Genomic DNA, 18,670 nt, shown 5'->3' with positions numbered 1-18,670 from the left:
CCCCGGAAACACGCGGAAGTACGACCTCGGGCCCGGTCGACGCGAACGTCGCCGGGCCCGAGGGGTGATGTGTGCTCACGACGTCAACACGAAGCTGATGCCGGAGGCTTCGGCATCCATGTGTCCACCGGTGAACTCGATGCCGCCGAAGAACATCGCGCCGAGCACGAGTGCGAACACGAAAGCGATCGAGAGGAAGAGCACGGCGGCGCCGGCCAGGGCGATCAGGAGCGGAAGTCTTTGTGCCATGGATCCATTGTCGACCAGCACCATTGCGACACAGCAGGGCTTGCGCAGGAACGACCGAAGGCCGATACCTCCGTGGAGGTACCGGCCTTCGGTGAAGGTGAGACGATCAGCGACCGCTGAGCTTCTCCCGCAGAGCGGCGAGGGACTCGTCGTCGGCGAGGGTGCCCTGGGCGGGCGACTCCGACGAGAAGTTGCCACCGAACGAACCCGAGTCGATCGGGTTGGCAGCCTCGGCCTCGAGGGCCTTGGCGACGGCAGCCTTGTGAGCCTCCCAGCGACCCTGGGCAGCGGCGTACTCCTGCTCCCACTGCTCGCGCTGAGCGTCGAAGCCCTCGAGCCACGCACCCGACTCGGGGTCGAAGCCCTCGGGGTACTTGTACTCGCCACGCTCGTCGTACTCGGTGACCATGCCGTACAGGGCCGGGTCGAACTCGGTGCCGTTGGGGTCGACCGACTCGTTGGCCTGCTTGAGCGACAGCGAGATGCGGCGACGCTCGAGGTCGATGTCGATGATCTTGACGAAGACCTCTTCGCCCACCGACACGACCTGCTCGGCGAGCTCGACGTGCTTGCCGGACAGCTCCGAGATGTGCACGAGACCCTCGATGCCGTCGGCCACGCGGACGAATGCACCGAAGGGAACGAGCTTGGTGACCTTGCCCGGAGCGATCTGACCGATCGCGTGGGTCCGAGCGAAGACCTGCCACGGGTCTTCCTGCGTCGCCTTGAGCGACAGCGAAACCCGCTCGCGGTCCAGGTCGACCTCGAGGATCTCGACGGTGACCTCCTGGCCCACCTCGACGACCTCGGAGGCGTGCTCGATGTGCTTCCACGAGAGCTCGGAGACGTGGACGAGACCGTCGACGCCGCCCAGGTCGACGAACGCACCGAAGTTGACGATCGACGAGACCGTGCCCTTGCGGACCTGGCCCTTGTGGAGGTTGTTGAGGAACGTGGTGCGCGACTCGGACTGCGTCTGCTCGAGCAGGGCGCGGCGCGAGAGCACGACGTTGTTGCGGTTCTTGTCGAGCTCGAGGATCTTGGCCTCGATCTCCGAGGTACGGCGTGAGGTCACGGACGCGGCGCAGCTCGATGAGCGAAGCCGGCAGGAAGCCGCGGAGGCCGATGTCGACGATGAGGCCACCCTTGACGACCTCGATCACGGAGCCGGTGACGACACCGTCGTTCTCCTTGATCTTCTCGACGTCGCCCCACGCGCGCTCGTACTGCGCGCGCTTCTTGGACAGGATGAGGCGGCCTTCCTTGTCCTCCTTCTGGAGAACGAGGGCCTCGACGTGATCGCCGACGTTGACGACCTCGTTGGGGTCGACGTCGTGCTTGATCGAAAGCTCGCGCGAGGGGATGACACCCTCGGTCTTGTAACCGACGTCGAGGAGGACCTCGTCGCGGTCGATCTTCACCACGGTGCCTTCGATGAGGTCGCCGTCGTTGAAGAACTTCAGAGTCTTCTCGACCGCGGCCAGGAAGTCTTCAGCAGAGCCGATGTCGTTGATCGCGACCTGCTTGATGGCCGGGGCGGTCGTTGCGGTAGTCATGTAGTGGGTTGTCCTAGTTGGGGTTGGTGTCGGGCTTCGACTCACGTGGACCCGTCCTCCCGGACGCGGCCCCTCGGGCTCCGATCGTCGAGACGAACGGATGCCACGCCGAAGCGAAGCGGATTGTTTCGTGCGATGCCACCCGACCCGGTTCTCGGACATGCGAGACGAGCCACACGGGTGACGCTCAAGGCTACCAGAATCCGACCGCTTCCCGCGGGGCAGGTCACCGGAACCCCCGCACGCGGGAGCAAAGCGCCCCGACACTCTTCGACCGCCTTCGGAAACGCCTCGGATCAGCACGTTTCTGCTCCCTTCGACGACCCGTCCGCCCAGGTTGCGTCCAGACTGCCGTGCCAGGCTCCCGGACTCGTGCCCGCTCATCGCGGGTCGGACGTGCGAAACCCGCGCCGTCCTCCCCACACGAAACCGGTTATATGCGCTCTGATTCGACGCCCCCATCCAACCGCCGCGACCGTCGCCAGGCTTCCCGCCGCGCACGCCGCCGGCCCGCTCTGACGGCGGGATTCCTCGCCGTCGGGGTCCTCGCGACCGCAGCCCTCACGGGCACCGCACCGCTGGCATCCGCCGCCTCCCCCGCCGACCTGACGTCGGCCTCGTTCCGTCTCGCGGCGTACAGCACCCCGACCACCTCCGCCGCTCCGGAGGCCATCGCCGCCCGCGCCGCGGTCACCGCAGCCTCGACGAGCGCACAGGCAGCGACCTCGGTGCAGAACGACATCGCGGCATCCGGGCTCGACATCGGCCAGCCCGCCACCGTGGACACCGCTGCGCTGGACGGCGCCGCGCAGCGACTCACCGAGGCGCAGTCGCTCCCCGCCACGCTGCTGCCGGAGCTGACGGATCAGGTCACCACCGCCGCCTCGACCGTGAACCAGCGGGTCGCCGAGCTGCGCGGCAGCCTCGACGCCGCCGTGGCGAAGAAGCAGGCCGAAGAAGCCGCCGAGAAGGCCCGCCAGGAGGCCGAAGCCGCCGCCAAGGCCAAGGCTGCGGAAGAGGCCGCCGCCGCGCGTTCGACGCCGTCATCGTCCGGCGGAACCCCTGCGCGGCCGGCGGCTCCGTCCGGCGGTGGCGGCTCGGGCGACAACAGCCCCGGCGGCGCGCAGTCGACCGCGCGCGGCATGCTGGCCGGCTTCGGCTGGGGCGACGACCAGTTCTCCTGCCTCGTGTCGCTGTGGAACAAGGAGTCCGGCTGGAACTACCAGGCCTACAACTCCGGCAGCGGCGCCTTCGGCATCCCCCAGGCCCTGCCCGGCAGCAAGATGTCTTCGGCCGGCGGCGACTGGCAGACCAACGCGGCGACCCAGATCTCGTGGGGTCTCGGTTACATCTCCGGTCGCTACGGCAGCCCGTGCGGCGCGTGGGGCCACTCCCAGTCCGTCGGGTGGTACTGACCCCCGTTCGACCACGACGCGCCGTGCCGGAGAAATCCGGTACGGCGCGTCGTCGTTTCAGGCTCCGTTGCGGCGGGCGATCACACCCGCCAGCAGCGCGTGCGACAGCGGGGCGATCGACACGACCATCAGCAGCGTGCCGAAGAACGCCTGCTCGGCCTGGAGCAGGATGCCGCCGAGGAGGAGGCCGGTGAACAACACCGACGACACAACTCGGCGGATCATGCGCTCGAGGTCGCGCAGACGCCGTTCGACGCGGGGCACCTGCGCGGAGACGCCGCCCTCCTCCACGCGCGAGATGAGCGAGTCCAGGCGCCGCGGCAAGCGCGCGGTGAGCGCCGCGACCGAGACGGCTTCACGGGCAAACGCCTGGACGGTGTTGCCGCTCTCTTCACGGATCAGCCGCTGGGCGTAGGGCTCGACGGCATCCCAGATGTTGAAGGCCGGGTCCAACGCGCTGCACATCCCGCTCGTGAGCGACATCGCGCGCACGATGAGCAGGAAGTTCTCGGGCAGCTGGAACGGAAGGGCACGCACGACGTCACCGAACTCGACGGCGAACGCGCGGAACTCGCGCGGATCGACCTCTTGGAGCTCGGCGAAGCCCATGCCGCCGAAGCGCGAGAACAACTGGGTCATCGCGCGCTCGAGCTGGACCGTGTCGGCCGAGGGGAGCAGCACCCCGATGTCGCGGATGCCGTCGACGAGGCCCTTGCCATTGCGGGAGGCCGCGGCGATCAGCACCCGGCGCAGACCCCGGCGGAGGTTCGGCGGCACTTCGCCCATCATCCCGAAGTCGATGAAGGTGAACCGCCAGGCCGGGGAGCCGGCATCCGTCGTTGTGGGCAGGGGGGTGACGAAGACGTTGCCCGGGTGCGGGTCGGCGTGGAAGAAGCCGTCGTCGAAGAGCTGGTCGAACATGACCGCGGCGAAGCGGGCGGCGACCTCGGACGGGTCGATTCCGGCGGCACGAAGAGCGTCTACGTCGTTGATCTTGATCGCCGTGACGTCCTGGAGGGTGAGCAGGCGACGCGTCGTGCGCTCCCACACCACCTCGGGCACGGCCACTCCCCCTTCGCCACCGAAATCGTCGGCGAAACGCTCGGAATTGGACGCTTCGTGGAGGTAGTCGATCTCTTCCAGGCTCGTGGCCGCGAACTCCTCGACCAACGCCGGCATGTCGACACGGTCACGCACCAGGGCGACGCGGCTCAACCATCCGCCGACCTTGCGCAGAGCACGCAGGTCGACGTCGACGATGCGGTCGATGCCGGGGCGCTGGATCTTGACCACGACCTCGCGCAACCCGGTGTCTTCGGCGAGGTCGTCGGTGAGGATCGCACGGTGCGCCTGCCCGAGAGAGGCGGCGGCGAGCGGACGCTCGTCGACCATCGCGAAGGCGCGCTCGAGTGGCATCCCGAGTTCTTCTTCGGCGCGGACGCGCATCTGCGCGAACGGCACCGACGGGACCTCGTCCTGCAGACCCTCGAGCTCTTTCGTGATCACCGGGGGGAGGACATCGAGCCGGGAGGACATGAACTGTCCCACCTTGATCATCAGACCGCCGAGATCGATCGCGAGAGCGTGGAACCGGCGCGCGATGATCTGCATCCGCCGGGTGCGGCCGCGAGCGGAGATGCGCTCCAGACCGAACCGCGGCAGGAACAGCTCATACCACCAGGCCTGTACGAGATACCGCGCGGCGAACCGGGTGATGCGCCGGTAGCGGGCGCGCATGAGGGCGTCGTCGGTCATCGCATCTCCCGGATGCCGATGACCTGACGACGGCCGTCGGGCTCTGGCACCCTCAGCTCTGGGCGAGGATGGAGTAGAGCTTACGGCGCGCCTCGTCGAGGATCTCGACGGCGGCAGCGACCTGCTCCTTGTCACCCGTACGCGCCACCTGTGCGGCGGCCTGCGCGAGCTCGACACCGGCCTTGGGCAGCGCGGTCATGCGTCCGCTGTCGCGTGAGCCGGCCGACTCCCAGGGAGCGGTGCGCTCGGTGGTCTCGTCACCGGCGGCGGCGCGACCCTCTTCGGTGAGCGAGTACGTCTTGCGTCCACCCGACTCCTCGGCCCGGACCAGGCCCTCGTCGGTGAGGAGCTGCAGCGTGGGATACACCGAGCCGGGGCTCGGCTTCCAGCTGCCGCCGCTGCGCTCTTCGATCTCACGGATGATCTGGTACCCGTGCATCGGCTGCTCGAGCAGGAGCGAGAGGACGGCCGAACGCACGTCGCCCTTGTTCATGCGGGAGCCGCTCGACGTCTTCTGCTCGAACTGCGCGCGCAACTGCTCCATCGCGTCGAGGATGTTGGACATCGGCCAGCCCTGACCGGCGGAACCGCCGCGTGCGCCGAACGCGTCTCCGAGGAATGAACCACTCATGACGACCTCCTGATGCGGACCCCGGATGGGTCCAGCGATATACAACGATATATCGCTGTGGGGTCATCGGCGCTGAGAATCCGCCGATGCCGCCGACTCAATAGAAGTTGGTGGCCTGCGAGTGACCCCACGCGCTGCACGGCGTTCCGTAGGCACGATCGATGTAGTCCAGGCCCCACTTGATCTGGGTCGCCGCGTTCGTTTGCCAGTCATCGCCGAACGTGGCCATCTTGCTCCCGGGCAGCGACTGCGGAATGCCGGTGGCGCCGCTGGGGTTGTAGGCCTGATAGTTCCAGCTGGATTCCTTGGTCCAGAGCGACTCCAGGCATGAGAACTGGTCGCCACCCCAGCCGTACTCCTCGGCTGCGGTTTTCGCCGCGAACTCCTTCGCCCCCTCGGGCGTATTAACGCGCGCGAGCGCTTCGGCCGCTTCCCGCTGGCGCTCCGCCTCCGCGGCGGCCGCGGCCTCAGCCTGTCGCTGCGCTTCGGCGGCGGCGTCCGCGGCAGCCTTTGCCACGATGGCGTCGTTCAGACTTCCGCGCAGCTGCGCCACTCGCTCCGAAACCCGCTCGCTCTCGCTCGCGGCGTTCTGACTGAGCGCGGGCACGAGCACCACCGGGAAGAGATCCGACGACGACAGCCGATCGGCCGCACCCTCCAACGCGGAGGTGTCGACCGAGGGGTCACCCACCGACAAGGGCAGCCCGGCCGCGGCGATGTCGGCCTCGACGGTGGCGGCATCCGCGAGCGTGGTCTCGGCGCGTGTCAGCGCGGCATCCGCGTCACCGATCACCCCCTGCAGGGTGGGTGCGGAGCCGATGACCTGGCCGGCGCGGAACGCGGGAGCCGAAAAATCGGATGCCGAGGCGTCGGGAAGCGACAGCGGCGAGGCCGCGGCCAGTCCCGTGGTCGCCACCAGCCCCAGGGCGACACCGGCACACGTGGCGGCGGTGACGAGGGTGCGACGAGCGCGGCGGACATGGGTGAGCTTTACATCGGAACGCAACAAAACAGGTGAGATCTTTCGTCAGGGGCGCAACTCGTCGGGCGCGAGCGCGAAATGTGCCGTCGGGTCGACACAAGTCCCCGAGTGTGAGCGGCACGTCTGAGCGTTATCTCTTCGTTACCTGAAAGGCTCGTGGGAGGCCTGCCGCCGGGACAGCGGGATCGCGCAGCACACCGCGGCACCGGACAGGGCCTCGACGGGGGCGCCTGGCATCCCTTCGGAAAAGCTCTCTCACCGTGTATTCCCGCGAACTACTCGCCACCCCGCAGCGGGCAGGGCCGGGGTATCCGCCGAAGCGACTCCCCCGAACAGACGAACGGGCCGATCCGGCGAGGAAAATCTCGCGGATCGACCCGTTCGGCGTGCGGTCGGAGCTGTTCGCGTCAGGAACGGTGCGCGCGGTAGTAGTTCAGCAGCGCGGCGGTCGAGGCATCCTGGGACGCGAGGGCGTCGTCGTCACCCTCGATCGCGGGAGCGATCTGCAGAGCCAGCTGCTTGCCGAGCTCGACACCCCACTGGTCGAAGGAGTTGATGCCCCAGATCGTGCCCTGCGTGAAGGTGATGTGCTCGTACAGCGCGATGAGCTGACCGAGGACCGCGGGCGTCAATGCCGGGGCGAAGATCGACGTCGTCGGACGGTTGCCGGGGAAGGTCCGTGCCGCGACGAGGGCGCCCGTGGTGCCCTCGGCCTCGACTTCTTCGGCGGTCTTCCCGAACGCGAGAGCCTTCGTCTGCGCGAGGAAGTTCGCGAGGAAGAGCCCGTGCACATCGCGGCCGTCGTCGGCCAGCGGGTAGGCGGGATTGACGAACGCGATGAAGTCGGCGGGGATCAAGCGGGTGCCCTGGTGGATGAGCTGGTAGAACGCATGCTGCCCGTTCGTTCCCGGCTCGCCCCAGAAGATCTCGCCGGTGTCGGTCGTGACGGGCGAGCCGTCCCACCGCACGGATTTGCCGTTGGACTCCATCGTCAGCTGCTGGAGGTACGCGGCGAACCGGCTCAACTGCTGGGCATAGGGCAGGACCGCGTGCGACTGCGCGCCGAGGAAGTTGGTGTACCAGACGTTGAGCAGCCCCATCAGGACCGGGACGTTGCGCTCGACCGGCGTCGTCGCCACGTGGACGTCGACAGCGTGGAAACCCGAGAGCAATTCGCGGAACGCGGCGGGGCCGAACGCGATCATCAGCGACAGACCGATCGCGGAGTCGACCGAGTATCGCCCGCCGACCCAGTCCCAGAAGCCGAAGGCGTTGGCGGGGTCGATGCCGAAGGCCTCGACCTTGTCGAGAGCCGTCGACACCGCGACGAAGTGGTGCGCGACGGCGTCGACGCGCGCGTCGTCGGTGTCGTCGATCGCGCCGGCGGCGGCGAGACCCGCCCACAGCCAGTCTCGGGCGAGCCGGGCGTTGGTCAGGGTCTCGAGCGTGGTGAAGGTCTTGGACGCGACGATGAACAGCGTCGTCTCGGGGTCGAGGTCGGCGGTCTTCTCGGCGATGTCCGTCGGGTCGATGTTGCTGACGAAACGCGCCTGGATACCGGCGTCGGCGAGCGGCTTGAGTGCCTCGTAGACCATCACAGGACCGAGGTCCGATCCGCCGATGCCGATGTTGACCACGTGCGTGACCTTCTTGCCCGTCACGCCCTGCCACTCGCCCGAGCGGACCCGGTCGGCGAAGGTCGACATCGCGTCGAGAACGGCTTGGACGTCGTGATCGACGTCCTGTCCGTCGACGTGGAGTGCGGGTGCGGCGTCCGCGGGGCGACGCAGGGCCGTGTGCAGGACCGCACGGTCTTCGCTCGTGTTGAGGTGGACGCCGCGCAGCATGTCGGCGAAGCGCTCGCGCACTCCCGTCTCGTCGGCGAGGGCGACGAGGGCCTCGAGGACGTCGGTGGTGATGAGGTTCTTCGACAGGTCGACGTGGAGATCGCCGACCGTGCGCGTGAGGCTCTCGACGCGATCGGGATCGGCGGCGAACCACGCGCGCAGATCGGGGTCGAAGCTCTCGCGCAGAGCCGTGAGGCGGGTCCAGGCGGAGGTGGTGGTGGGATCAACGGGCGCAGTCACGTACCCCACGGTAGCGACCCGAGCGGACGGACGAGGGCGGGATGACGAACGAAGGGGAAACCGCTAAGCGATCGACCCCTCGGGAGGAACCGTGCCCACGGTCGGGAGCGCGATCTCGCGCGCTCCGTCCCACGGCTCCGTCCACCCGAGCCGGTCGAACATCCCGTCGAGCAACATCGCCGTGAACCCCCACACGACATGGGTCCCCGTCGCGTGCGGCACGAGGAAGGCCGGGCCGCGCCAGGTCCGTCCGTCGCGGTGGATGCTGGTCACTCCGCGGCGCGCCGGGTCGAGGAGGTCGGCGACGGGGGCGCGGAACACGGCGGCGGATTCGGCGGCATCGACCGCGCGCACCGGAGACGGCCGATCCCACCACCCGACGACCGGGGACACCAGGTGTCGCGAGTACGCCAGCGGCACGCGCGGCAGTGTGCCGATGACCTCCACTCCCGCCGGATCGAGTCCCGTCTCCTCGTTCGCTTCGCGGAGCGCCGCAGCGACGGGTCCGGAGTCCCCCGCGTCGACGCGGCCTCCGGGGAAGGCCACTTGCCCCGGATGCGCTCGCAGAGTGGCGGCGCGGGAGAGCAGCAGGACATCCAGATCGCGCGGCACCGCGCGGGCGGAGTGCGAGCTGGGGACCGCGTCGAGGGTGCCGAACAGGATCAGGACGGCGGCGGCCCGGGCACCGTCCGCAACCGGCAGGGCACGGAGGTCGGCGAACATCTCGTCCGTCGCGCCGTCGACGAGCGCGCGCAGTTCGGTGCGGGGCGAGGGCATGGATCGAGGGTAGTCGGACGGGTCACGCGCGAGGGCGGAACCCGCGCGGGGGAAACGGGCGCGAGAGGCGGCTCTCGCCGAGGTCGCCGCTCGCCGCCCCCAGCGTCGTGCGACATGTGAGGATGAACGCGGGAGGTGCCCGATGACCGAAAGACTCCACGCCGTGACCCTCGTCGTCGACATGCCCATCACCAAGATCGACGCCCTCGACGTGATCGCCTTCGCGGCCGACGGAGCGGTCGACAATGCCGGAACACCCCGCCCGCTCGTCTGGCTCGCGCCCCACGCCTGGGCGGAGGTCGAGATCCCCAAGTTCGCCGATCCCCCGCCCTTCGCGATCGACGTCTGCTCCGACGCATCGCGCGAGATCGCCTGGGCGCAGGCGCGTCGGCTGCACAGCGCTCTGGAGCGGCTGGGATGGACGGTCGAGCCCCCGCGCGCGAACGCCCGGTGACCTGGACCGCGGCGGATCTCGACCTGCCGACGCCGAGACAGCGGCATCCCGGATCTTCGCCCGGCGAACGGGCGGCCCGCTACGCGTCGAGGCCGGCCAGCTCGGCGCTGCGGTCCCACAGCAGGCGCGCCAGCGCGGGGTCGTCGGCCCGTCGGTGGGTCTTCGCGGGCTTGTTGTTGGCGTAGAAGCCGCCCGGCTGCCAGTCGACCCCCGGCTTGCCGAGAGCGAGCCACGTCAAACGCGCACCACCGACGTCGGTCGAGGGCAGGAAGCGCTCGGCCAGAGCTCCGCCGTAGAGGAACTTCCACGACCCGCTGGAGGTCGACCCGAAGCTCGAGGCGATGACCCCGGGGTGGTAGGCGACGGACGAGAGCCCGGCGTCGCCGAAGCGCCGGTTCAGTTCCTTCGTGAACAGAACGTTGGCGAGCTTGGCATTGCCGTACGCGGCCGAGGCGGAGTATCGACGCTCCCCCTGGAGGTCGTCGATGTCGAAGCGCGAGAACAGACGCGCCGCCGCACTCGAGGTCTGGATGACCGACGCCCGCGAAGCGATGAGTGTTTCGCGCAGCAGGTTCGTGAGGAGGAACGGCGCGAGGTGGTTCACCTGGAACGTGACCTCGAAGCCGTCGGTCGTGAGCGCGCGCTCCGCGAAGATCCCGCCGGCGTTGTTGGCGAGCACATCGATGCGCGGGAATTCCGCCGCGAGGGATGCCGCGAGCTCTCGCACCTGGGCGAGATCGGAGAAATCGGCGACGAACGAGCGAACCCCCAGCGCGTCCGCGACGCGGCGCGTCTTGTCGGGGTTTCGGCCGACGACGACGACGTCCTCTCCGATCTCGTGGAGTTGGCGGGCGGCGGCCGCACCGATCCCATCGCTGGCTCCGGTGATCACGATCGTGCGGGGCATGAGTCCTCCTGGCGGAATGGGTGTCGCAAGCGACGACGGCTGGCCACGTTAGCCCGCTCCCCCGGACAAACGTGCGGCCTTGCCCCCGGTATCCCCCGCGCGCGAGAACTCACAGCCCGCTCCCAGTCCCACGGGACCAAATCGGCCAGGTCGGACGTTCTTCCCACTGATGCCCGTACCGGGCATCGCACGCGAAAGGATGCACACCGTGACCACGGAGTACCGGAAGACGTCGGCCGCCCTCGGGCGCCTCACCGACCGCCAGTTCGCCGTCACGCAGGACGACGCGACGGAGCCGCCGTTCCGCAACGAGTACTGGGACAACCACGAGGCAGGGATCTACGTCGACGTCGTGTCGGGGCAGCCGCTGTTCGCCTCGACCGACAAGTTCGACAGCGGATCGGGCTGGCCGAGCTTCACCAAGCCCATCGACGACACCGCCGTCGTGGAGAAGACCGACCGCACGCTCTGGATGAGCCGCACCGAGGTGCGCTCGAGCGGGGCCGACAGTCACCTCGGTCACGTCTTCGACGACGGCCCCCGCCAGGCCGGCGGGCTGAGATACTGCATGAACTCGGCCGCGCTCCGGTTCGTGCCCGTGAGCGAGCTCGAGGCTCAGGGCTACGGCGCCTATCTGGCCCTCTTCCGCGAGAGTCGTGCGTCGTGAACCTCTTCTCCCTCTTCTCCCACCGCGATCGTAAAAGGAGCCACACCATGACCAGCGGACCCACCGACACCGGCGAGATCACCCGCCGCCCCGGCACCGAGACCGCCGTCCTCGCGGGCGGCTGCTTCTGGGGCGTCGAGGACCTCATCCGCCGCCAGCCCGGCGTGCTCGACACGCGCGTCGGCTACACCGGCGGTACGAACGACCACGCGACGTACCGCAACCACCCCGGCCACGCCGAGGCGGTCGAGATCGTCTTCGACCCCACGAAGACGAGCTACCGCGACATCCTGGCATTCTTCTTCCAGATCCACGACCCGTCGACCCTGAACCGTCAGGGCAACGACATCGGCACGAGCTACCGCTCGGCGATCTTCCCGCTCTCGCCCGAGCAGGAGCAGGTCGCCCGCGACACGATCGCCGATGTCGACGCGTCGGGCATCTGGCCCGCGAAGGTCGTCACCACGATCGAGGCCGAGGCCCCCTTCTGGGAGGCCGAGCCCGAGCACCAGGACTACCTGATCCGCATCCCGAACGGCTACACGTGCCACTTCGTGCGGCCCGGCTGGGTGCTGCCCCAGCGCGAGGACGCGACCGCGTAAGTCTCGGACGAGGGCCCGGATGCCATGGCATCCGGGCCCTTTCCGTTGCCCGCTGCGCGGGCGGCGGTTGATACGGTGGCGGCACCATGGACATCCGAGTGGACCCCGCGTCGACGACTCCCCCGTTCGCGCAAGTGCGGGTTCAGATCATCGCGATGATCGCCAGCGGCGCGCTGCCGACCGGGACACGACTCCCCCCGGTCCGCGCGCTCGCGACCGACCTGGGCCTCGCGGCGAACACCGTCGCGCGCGTCTACAAGGAACTCGAAGAGGCGCGCTTCGTCGAGACCCGGGGCCGCGCGGGGACGTTCGTCTCGGCCGGAACGGATGCCACGCGGGAGCGCGCTGCCGCGGCCGCCGCCGAGTTCGCCCGCGCGATGCGCGACCTCGGACTCGAGGCCTCCGATGCGCTCGACCTCGCGCGCGCGGCGCTAGGGAACGGGAGCGGCCGCTAGCCCACCGGCAGCAGTCCGCGCTCGGCGAAGACCTTCTTGGCGACGAACGTCGCGTTCAGCGCGCGGGGGAAGCCGCAATAGACGGCGCTGTGCAGCAACGCCTCGACGATCTGTTCCGGGGTGAGACCGACGTTCAACGCGGCGTTGATGTGGACGTCGAGTTGCGGTTCGCAGCCGCCGAGTGCGGTGAGCATCCCGAGGGTCACCAGCTGTCGGTCCCGGGGCTCCAGTCCCGACCGGGAGTAGATCTCCCCGAAGCCCCACGCGACCACCTGGTGGCCGAGCTCGGGCGCGACCTCGGCGAGCGCGTCGATGACGTTCGCACCGGCGGCCCCGTCGACCGCGTCGAGAACCTCTTTGCCCCGGGCGAACCTCTGCTGTCGTTCCGTCGTCTCGGTCATCCGTTGTTCCGTTCTGTCGAGGCGTCGATCGCGGCGAAGTCGTCCCGGTAGGTCGAGATCTTCTCGACCAGCGCCGTCTCGTGGGCGTGCAGCCGGGCGATCTGCTCACGCAGACCCGCCTGGTGCGCCTCTAGCAGCCGCAGACGCGGTTCCGTCGTGGCGGGCCCCTGCTCACGAAGCGCGGCGTATTCGCGCATTCGCGCGATCGGCATCCCCGTCTCACGGAGCCGGAGGAGGAACCGCACCCACTCCACGTCCGCGGCGGAGTACCGCCGCTGGTTGCCCGAGCTCCGGGCGACGGGTCGAACCAGCCCCACCCGCTCGTAATAGCGCAGTGTGTGCGCCGTCACCCCGGTCGCCACGCTCATCTGCGCGACCGTGAGACCCGTGTCTTCCTCTGCCACACCTGCAGGCTAGGAGTTCGAGCGCACTCGAAGTCAACCTCGGCGCGTCGACCCTTCGTCGGGTCAGCCCTGTCCGGGCGCGCCCCAGCGTGCACCGGGCCCGGGGTCGGCACACGTCGCCGACTCGGCGAGCGCCGCGACCTGCGCGCGGATGGCGAGATCTCCGTCGAGCCCGGGCGCGACGCTGAACACGATGCCCTCCTGGCTGTCCGGTGTCGGGAGTTGACCGACATTCAGCTCTCCGGTGGCTCCGGCCGGGTAGTTCGGCACGAACGGCACGGTCAGGCCGGGAGTCGGGTGCGCCGCGATCCACGTCGCGGTATCGGCCAGGTCGGCATCCGGGAGCCGCCAGTACCCGGTCAGCTCGGCGACGGGACGACACGGCCAACCCTGGTACGAGGAGAACACGGACGCGACGGTGTCCGCCTCGACCTCGACCGCACCGTCCGGAACGACCGCGGCATCCAGCCACGCCCGTGCGCGCTGGAGCGCAGCGGGATCCACCGCGGGAGAGACGACCGATCCCTCGGACGCGGGCGGCGGTCCGACCCGGGTCGGTGAGGGATCAGCGCCGCCTGGCGCCGTGGCGCAACCGGAAAGAACACCGGCGAGGAGCAGCCCGGCGATGACGGAGGGCCCCCGCCCCCGGGATCGCATACGCATGCGGCCACCCTAGCGGGCGGCGCGCGCGGGGAGCGTGGAACTCGACGGCCGTCGGCCCGTGACGGACCGGGCCGACGCGATCGAGGCACTGAGCCGAGCAGCCGCAATCCCCCCTGCCCGGCCAAGGGCGCTACCTACCCTGGAACCATGAGCGCATACGACGTCATCGTGATCGGGGCGGGACTCGCGGGCCTTCGTTGCGCCACCCGCCTGGCCGAGGCCGGCCGCGACGTCGTCGTGCTGGAGGCGGGAGACGCCGTGGGCGGGCGCGAGCGCACGGACATCGTCGACGGCTTTCGCCTCGACCGCGGCTTCCACGTGCTCAATCCCGCCTACCCGGCGATCCGGCGGTGGGTCGACGTCGGTGCGCTCGCTCTGCGGCGGTTCCCCGTGGCCGTCGGGGTGAAGCTCGCCGACCGGGTCGCGCGGCTCGCGCACCCCCTCCGGCATCCGGGGTCGATTCCCTCGACGCTGTCGAGCGGTCTCGTCCGACCGACGGATGCCGTTGCCCTCGCGCGGTGGGCGGCGCCGGTGATCCTGTCGGCCCGCGCCGCGAAGACCGGCCCCGATCGGAGCCTCGACGAGGCGTGGGATCGCGCGGGGGTGCGCGGCCCGCTGCGCGAGAGCGTGCTGGAACCGTTCCTCGCGGGCGTGCTCGCCGACGACCGGCAGGAGACCTCCGACGCGTTCGTCCGGCTCCTGATCCGCAGCTTCGCTCTCGGCCGCCCGGGCGTTCCGGCGGCGGGCATCGGCGCCCTCCCCGCACAGCTCGCCGACACCGCACGGCGTGCGGGAGCCGGCATCCGCCTCTCCCACCGCGCCACCGTGACCCGGCGCCGCGGCACGGGATGGAGCGTCGAGATCGAGGGGACGGATGCCGTCGAGGCCCGGGCCGTCGTGATCGCCACGGGCCTGGCATCCGGGCTCGACGTGCCGCTCCCCCGCGCTCGCGGCCTGCAGACGTGGTGGTTCGCCGCCGACGAGGCGCCCTCGGCGGACGCGGCGCTGCGCGTCGACGGGCGCCGCCGCGGACCGATCGTCAATACCGCGGTGATGACGAACACCGCTCCCACGTACGCGCCGCGCGGGCATCACCTCATCCAGGCGGCGTGCGTGCTGCCGTCGGACGCGACCGAGGCCGACGTCCGTCGGCAGCTCACCGAGGTGTGGGAGGCCGATACGCGTGCGTGGCGGTTGCTCCGCCGCGACGACATCGCGGGAGCCCTTCCCGCGCAGGAGCCGCCGCTGCATCTGCGCCGCCCGGTGCGCCTCGGCGACGGCCGCTACGTCGCGGGCGACCACCGCGATACCGCCTCGATCCAAGGTGCGCTCGTGTCGGGGCAGCGGGCGGCGGAGGCTGTGCTGCACGACCTGTCGCGGTGAACCGGCGGGTCCCACCCGTCAAGATGGGAGCATGCGGATCACCGGGGCCCTCGCCCTCACCATCGCGGCGACTCTCGCGGGACTGTTCGGCGTCCTCATGATCGGCGCGTCCGGTCTGACCTTGGTCGGCCCCGGGATCACCGTCATCCCGTACTCGGACTCGGACGATTCCGAGCGGGCCATCGGCATAGCCATGGGTGCCGCGGGACTCGGGATCTGGATCGTCGGGCTCATCGGCGCAGCGCTCGTCGGACTTCGCGGCTCGAGGCCTGGCCGGGGCCGCCGCGTCGTCGTGGGGATCGCGCTGGCGCTCGGTGCCGCCGTCGTGCTCGCCGGTCTGATCGCCGTCCTGTCCGTGGCCCCTCCCGCGAGCGAGTACCCGCAGCCGGAGTGGGGCCGTGCCTGAGCGCGAGACCCCGCAGCGGTGGATCGACCGGCTCAACACGCTCGGGCCCCGACGCTCGGGGAACGATGCCCACCGGATGCTGATCGACGAAGTCGCCACCGAACTCACCGCCCTCGGGTACCGGGTGGAGCGCGACACGCACACCTTCGAACGGTGGGATGCCGCGGAGGATGCCGTGTCGCTCACGATCGACGAGACCCGGGTCGAGGTGTCCTCGGCGTGGCCCTACTCCGGCGAGACCGGGCCGACGGGCACCACCGCTCCCCTCATGCTGCTGGCGGGGCGACGGAAGACCTGGGCGTCGGCTGCGGGTCGGATCGCCGTCATCGAGGTCGACAACGTCGAGGCCCCGGCATCCTTGCTTCTGAATTCGTGGGACGGACGACTCCCCTTCGACGCCGTGGCGAACCCCGTCATCTCGTCGGAGCTTGCCGGCACCGACCTCACGGCGGCGCGCGAGGCGGGAGTCCTCGGGGTGATCGCGGTGTGGCGGGGCCTGGCCGACCACGAGGCCCGCGGGCAGTACCTGCCCTTCACCCGCCCCCACCAGGGTCTTCCGGCCGTCTGGGTGCCCGAGTCCGCGGGCGACCGCGTCGTGGCGGCCGCACGCCGGGGTGCGCGAGCGACCCTCGTCCTGGATGCCACCCGTCACCCGGACGCGTCGATGGACACCGTGTGGGCGGTGTCGCCGGGCACGGGTCCCCACGTCGACGAGAGCGTCCTGGTCGTGACGCACAGCGACGGCGGCAACGCGGTCGAGGAGAACGGCTTCATCGGCCTGTTGGCGCTCGCCCGGGATGCCGCCACGATCCCCCACGATCGCACGCTCGTGTTCGTCCTCGTTGCCGGGCACCTGCGTATCCCGGCGGTGACGGAGCACGGACAGGCCACGACAGCCTGGCTCGACGCCCACCCCGAACTCTGGTCGCCGGATGCCGACGGCCCGACCGCCGTTGCGGGCCTCGTCATCGAGCACCTCGGGGCGAAGCGTCGACGGGACGAAGCCCCCGGGACGGACGACCGCACCGACGCGGCCGAGCCCGAGCTCCTGTACGCGACCACCCGCGAGTTCGACGCGCTCGTTCGCGCGGAGTGGAGGGATGCCGCCCCCGTGAAACCCGGCGCGCTCATCCACCTCGGCGAGGGCGAACCCCTGTTCGAGAAGGGCATCCCGGCGATCGCGCTCGTGACCGGGCCCGCGTCGCTCTTGGCCGAGACGGCGCACGCCGGGGTCGACCTCGACCTCCTCGCCCGTCAGGTCGACAGCTTCCGGGCGCTGCAGCGCCGGCTTGCGGACGCCCCCGATCGCACCGCGTTCGGCACGGTCCGTCGCCCCGGCCGCCTGCGAAAGCTCCTCGCCGCCGGGCGGATCGCCTGGTTCCTCCTCCGGCGCGCGCGCAGGGCGCGGTGACCGATTCCTCGGTCACCGTAGACGGCGAGGACCGCCCCGCCCGGCACATCGACACCGACCCGTTCGTCTACGCCGTCGGCTTCCGCGTGAACGAACACGTCGTCTGCACCACGGTGCTCCCGCGGGACAGCCTGCCCTTCCTGACGCTCTCGCTCTCGCGCATCGAGTCGTCGCTCAGCGACCCGCCAGGGCCTCGAGCGCCGAGCCCGTGACGCGCCGCGTGGTCCACTCCTCCATCGCCTCCGCACCGAGGGCACGGTAGAAGCCGATCGCGGGTTCGTTCCAGTCGAGCACCGTCCACTCCAGCCGCGGATAGCCGCGCTCGAGGCACTCTGCGGCGAGCGCCGACAGCAGCGCGACGCCGTACCCGTTCGAGCGGTACTGCTCGTGCACGTAGAGGTCTTCGAGCCAGATGCCGTGGCGTCCGGTCCAGGTCGAATAGGTGAGGAACCAGATCGCGATGGCGCGGATCTCGCCCTCCCCGCCGTCGACGACGAAGGCGAACGCGCGAGGGTCATCGCCGAAGAGCGTCTCGGTGAGCATGTCGACCGTGTTGTCCACGGCATCCGGTTCACGTTCGTAGTCGGCGAGCGCCTGGATGCACGCGAGGATGCCGGGCTCGTCGCCCGAGCGGGCGCGGCGCAGCTCGGCGCCATCGGTCAGCGAGGTCATGCCTCGAGGCTAGCCCGCGCCGACAGCCCCGCATCGACGGCCTCGCGCTCGTCGAAGACGAAGCAGTCGCCGTCCCAGTGCGCGCCGCCCTGGTCGGCGAACCAGCCGAGGATGCCGCCGTCGAGCTGGTACGCGTCGAGCCCTTCGTCGCGGAGGTACAGAGCCGCCTTCTCGCATCGGATGCCGCCCGTGCAGAAGCTCACGACGGTCTTGCCCGCGAGCTCGTCGCGGTGGGCGCTCGCGGCATCCGGGAACTGGGTGAAGCGCTCGATGCGCCAGTCCTTGGCGCCCGCGAACGTGCCGTAGTCGACCTCGAACGCGTTGCGGGTGTCGACGAGGACGACCTCGCGACCCTCGTCGTCGACGCCCCGGTCGAGCCACCGACGCAGCGTTGCGGGCGACACAGCGGGCGCGCGGCCGTCCTGCGGGCGCACCTCGGGGCGATCCATGCGGATGATCTCGCGCTTGACCTTCACCAGGAGCTTGCCGAAGGGCACGGCATCCGACCAGCTCTCCTTCGTGGTCAGCTCCGCGAAGCGGGCATCCGCGCGCAGCTCGTCGACGAACCCGCGGACACCGGAGGCCTCGCCCGCGAGGAAGAGGTTGATGCCCTCCTCGGCGAGCAGGATCGTCCCGCGCAGCCCCGCCGCCGCGGCGCGTTCCTTCAGGACGGGACGCAGCACCGCGGGGTCGTCGATCCGCGTGAACAGATACGCCGAGACGTTGAGGACGGATGCCGCGGATGCCATGGCATCCAGGGTACGCAGAGCGCAAGGCGGTCCGAGCCCGCCGC

21 protein-coding genes and 1 pseudogene are annotated in these 18,670 nt (G+C 70.2%); 9 read left to right on the top strand and 13 right to left on the bottom strand.

Annotated elements, in window-relative coordinates:
• Positions 1–75: 75 nt before the first annotated feature.
• Both LQV45_RS02140 and rpsA read right to left on the bottom strand, forming a co-directional pair.
• Positions 76–249, bottom strand: coding sequence for a hypothetical protein (locus LQV45_RS02140; RefSeq protein ID WP_230005523.1), 174 nt, complete (start codon positions 247–249; stop codon positions 76–78).
• A 106-nt stretch (positions 250–355) separates the two neighbouring features.
• Positions 356–1,805 (bottom strand): annotated as a pseudogene (rpsA, locus tag LQV45_RS02135) (30S ribosomal protein S1).
• Between the two features lie 437 nt (positions 1,806–2,242).
• Here rpsA and LQV45_RS02130 point away from each other — a divergent pair.
• Positions 2,243–3,220: a lytic transglycosylase domain-containing protein gene (locus tag LQV45_RS02130; protein WP_230005522.1), complete on the top strand. Its 978-nt coding sequence runs from the start codon at positions 2,243–2,245 to the stop codon at positions 3,218–3,220.
• 57 nt (positions 3,221–3,277) lie between these two features.
• Here LQV45_RS02130 and LQV45_RS02125 read toward each other — a convergent pair whose 3' ends face one another.
• The 5 genes from LQV45_RS02125 to LQV45_RS02105 form a co-directional block, all read right to left on the bottom strand.
• Positions 3,278–4,975 carry an AarF/ABC1/UbiB kinase family protein gene (locus tag LQV45_RS02125; protein WP_230005521.1) on the bottom strand — a complete coding sequence of 566 codons (1,698 nt, stop codon included), beginning with the start codon at positions 4,973–4,975 and terminating at the stop codon, positions 3,278–3,280.
• Between the two features lie 52 nt (positions 4,976–5,027).
• Positions 5,028–5,606 carry a PadR family transcriptional regulator gene (locus LQV45_RS02120; RefSeq protein WP_138172477.1) on the bottom strand — a complete coding sequence of 193 codons (579 nt, stop codon included), beginning with the start codon at positions 5,604–5,606 and terminating at the stop codon, positions 5,028–5,030.
• A gap of 97 nt (positions 5,607–5,703) precedes the next feature.
• Entirely contained in the window at positions 5,704–6,612 is a 909-nt protein-coding gene (locus LQV45_RS02115) for a phospholipase (RefSeq protein ID WP_230005520.1), read from the bottom strand.
• A 383-nt stretch (positions 6,613–6,995) separates the two neighbouring features.
• Positions 6,996–8,675 carry a glucose-6-phosphate isomerase gene (gene pgi / locus LQV45_RS02110; RefSeq protein ID WP_230005519.1) on the bottom strand — a complete coding sequence of 560 codons (1,680 nt, stop codon included), beginning with the start codon at positions 8,673–8,675 and terminating at the stop codon, positions 6,996–6,998.
• Positions 8,676–8,738: 63 nt separating this feature from the next.
• Positions 8,739–9,452, bottom strand: a complete 714-nt coding sequence (locus tag LQV45_RS02105; protein WP_374208125.1) for a CoA pyrophosphatase — start codon at positions 9,450–9,452, stop codon at positions 8,739–8,741.
• A gap of 142 nt (positions 9,453–9,594) precedes the next feature.
• Between LQV45_RS02105 and LQV45_RS02100 the strand changes: the two genes are divergently transcribed.
• On the top strand, positions 9,595–9,906 hold the full coding sequence (locus LQV45_RS02100; protein WP_230005518.1) for a hypothetical protein: 312 nt from the start codon (positions 9,595–9,597) through the stop codon (positions 9,904–9,906).
• A 79-nt stretch (positions 9,907–9,985) separates the two neighbouring features.
• Here the strand turns inward: LQV45_RS02100 and LQV45_RS02095 are convergent, their stop codons facing one another.
• Positions 9,986–10,813 (bottom strand): SDR family NAD(P)-dependent oxidoreductase, encoded by an 828-nt coding sequence (locus LQV45_RS02095; RefSeq protein WP_230005517.1) that lies wholly within the window; start codon positions 10,811–10,813, stop codon positions 9,986–9,988.
• A gap of 208 nt (positions 10,814–11,021) precedes the next feature.
• Here LQV45_RS02095 and msrB point away from each other — a divergent pair, with 208 nt between their 5' ends.
• The 3 genes from msrB (at position 11,022) to LQV45_RS02080 (ending at position 12,537) form a co-directional block, all read left to right on the top strand.
• The gene (msrB, locus tag LQV45_RS02090; RefSeq protein ID WP_230005516.1) at positions 11,022–11,480 is read left to right on the top strand and encodes a peptide-methionine (R)-S-oxide reductase MsrB; all 459 of its coding nucleotides are present in this window, start codon (positions 11,022–11,024) and stop codon (positions 11,478–11,480) included.
• A 47-nt stretch (positions 11,481–11,527) separates the two neighbouring features.
• Complete coding sequence (gene msrA, locus LQV45_RS02085; RefSeq protein ID WP_230005515.1) at positions 11,528–12,082, top strand: peptide-methionine (S)-S-oxide reductase MsrA; 555 nt, start codon at positions 11,528–11,530, stop codon at positions 12,080–12,082.
• An 86-nt stretch (positions 12,083–12,168) separates the two neighbouring features.
• Complete coding sequence (locus tag LQV45_RS02080) at positions 12,169–12,537, top strand: GntR family transcriptional regulator (protein WP_230005514.1); 369 nt, start codon at positions 12,169–12,171, stop codon at positions 12,535–12,537.
• On the opposite strand, the gene LQV45_RS02075 is transcribed toward LQV45_RS02080, so the two are convergent.
• The 3 genes from LQV45_RS02075 to LQV45_RS02065 all read right to left on the bottom strand — a co-directional run bounded on the left by LQV45_RS02075 (position 12,534) and on the right by LQV45_RS02065 (position 14,005).
• Positions 12,534–12,938 (bottom strand): carboxymuconolactone decarboxylase family protein, encoded by a 405-nt coding sequence (locus LQV45_RS02075; protein ID WP_230005513.1) that lies wholly within the window; start codon positions 12,936–12,938, stop codon positions 12,534–12,536. The genes LQV45_RS02080 and LQV45_RS02075 overlap by 4 nt on opposite strands.
• Positions 12,935–13,342: a MerR family transcriptional regulator gene (locus LQV45_RS02070; protein ID WP_230005512.1), complete on the bottom strand. Its 408-nt coding sequence runs from the start codon at positions 13,340–13,342 to the stop codon at positions 12,935–12,937. The genes LQV45_RS02075 and LQV45_RS02070 overlap by 4 nt, the downstream gene beginning before the upstream one ends.
• Positions 13,343–13,405: 63 nt before the next feature.
• Positions 13,406–14,005 (bottom strand): hypothetical protein, encoded by a 600-nt coding sequence (locus LQV45_RS02065; RefSeq protein ID WP_230005511.1) that lies wholly within the window; start codon positions 14,003–14,005, stop codon positions 13,406–13,408.
• A gap of 147 nt (positions 14,006–14,152) precedes the next feature.
• Here LQV45_RS02065 and LQV45_RS02060 point away from each other — a divergent pair, with 147 nt between their 5' ends.
• The 4 genes from LQV45_RS02060 to LQV45_RS02045 are packed head-to-tail and all read left to right on the top strand — an operon-like array spanning position 14,153 to position 17,417.
• Positions 14,153–15,388 carry an NAD(P)/FAD-dependent oxidoreductase gene (locus LQV45_RS02060; protein ID WP_230005510.1) on the top strand — a complete coding sequence of 412 codons (1,236 nt, stop codon included), beginning with the start codon at positions 14,153–14,155 and terminating at the stop codon, positions 15,386–15,388.
• A gap of 31 nt (positions 15,389–15,419) precedes the next feature.
• Positions 15,420–15,794 (top strand): hypothetical protein, encoded by a 375-nt coding sequence (locus LQV45_RS02055; RefSeq protein WP_230005509.1) that lies wholly within the window; start codon positions 15,420–15,422, stop codon positions 15,792–15,794.
• Positions 15,787–17,205, top strand: a complete 1,419-nt coding sequence (locus LQV45_RS02050; RefSeq protein WP_230005508.1) for a hypothetical protein — start codon at positions 15,787–15,789, stop codon at positions 17,203–17,205. Before LQV45_RS02055 ends, LQV45_RS02050 begins: the two co-directional genes overlap by 8 nt.
• Positions 17,202–17,417: a hypothetical protein gene (locus LQV45_RS02045; RefSeq protein ID WP_230005507.1), complete on the top strand. Its 216-nt coding sequence runs from the start codon at positions 17,202–17,204 to the stop codon at positions 17,415–17,417. The genes LQV45_RS02050 and LQV45_RS02045 overlap by 4 nt, the downstream gene beginning before the upstream one ends.
• On the opposite strand, the gene LQV45_RS02040 is transcribed toward LQV45_RS02045, so the two are convergent.
• Together LQV45_RS02040 and LQV45_RS02035 are read right to left on the bottom strand one after the other, a co-directional pair.
• Complete coding sequence (locus LQV45_RS02040) at positions 17,380–17,877, bottom strand: GNAT family N-acetyltransferase (protein ID WP_230005506.1); 498 nt, start codon at positions 17,875–17,877, stop codon at positions 17,380–17,382. The two genes, LQV45_RS02045 and LQV45_RS02040, sit on opposite strands and share 38 nt — an antisense overlap.
• Positions 17,874–18,626 (bottom strand): sulfurtransferase, encoded by a 753-nt coding sequence (locus tag LQV45_RS02035; protein ID WP_230005505.1) that lies wholly within the window; start codon positions 18,624–18,626, stop codon positions 17,874–17,876. The genes LQV45_RS02040 and LQV45_RS02035 overlap by 4 nt, the downstream gene beginning before the upstream one ends.
• Positions 18,627–18,670 lie beyond the last annotated feature (44 nt).

This window comes from Microbacterium sp. Bi128 (assembly GCF_918698205.1).
This window is presented reverse-complemented; position numbering and strand designations above follow the sequence as displayed.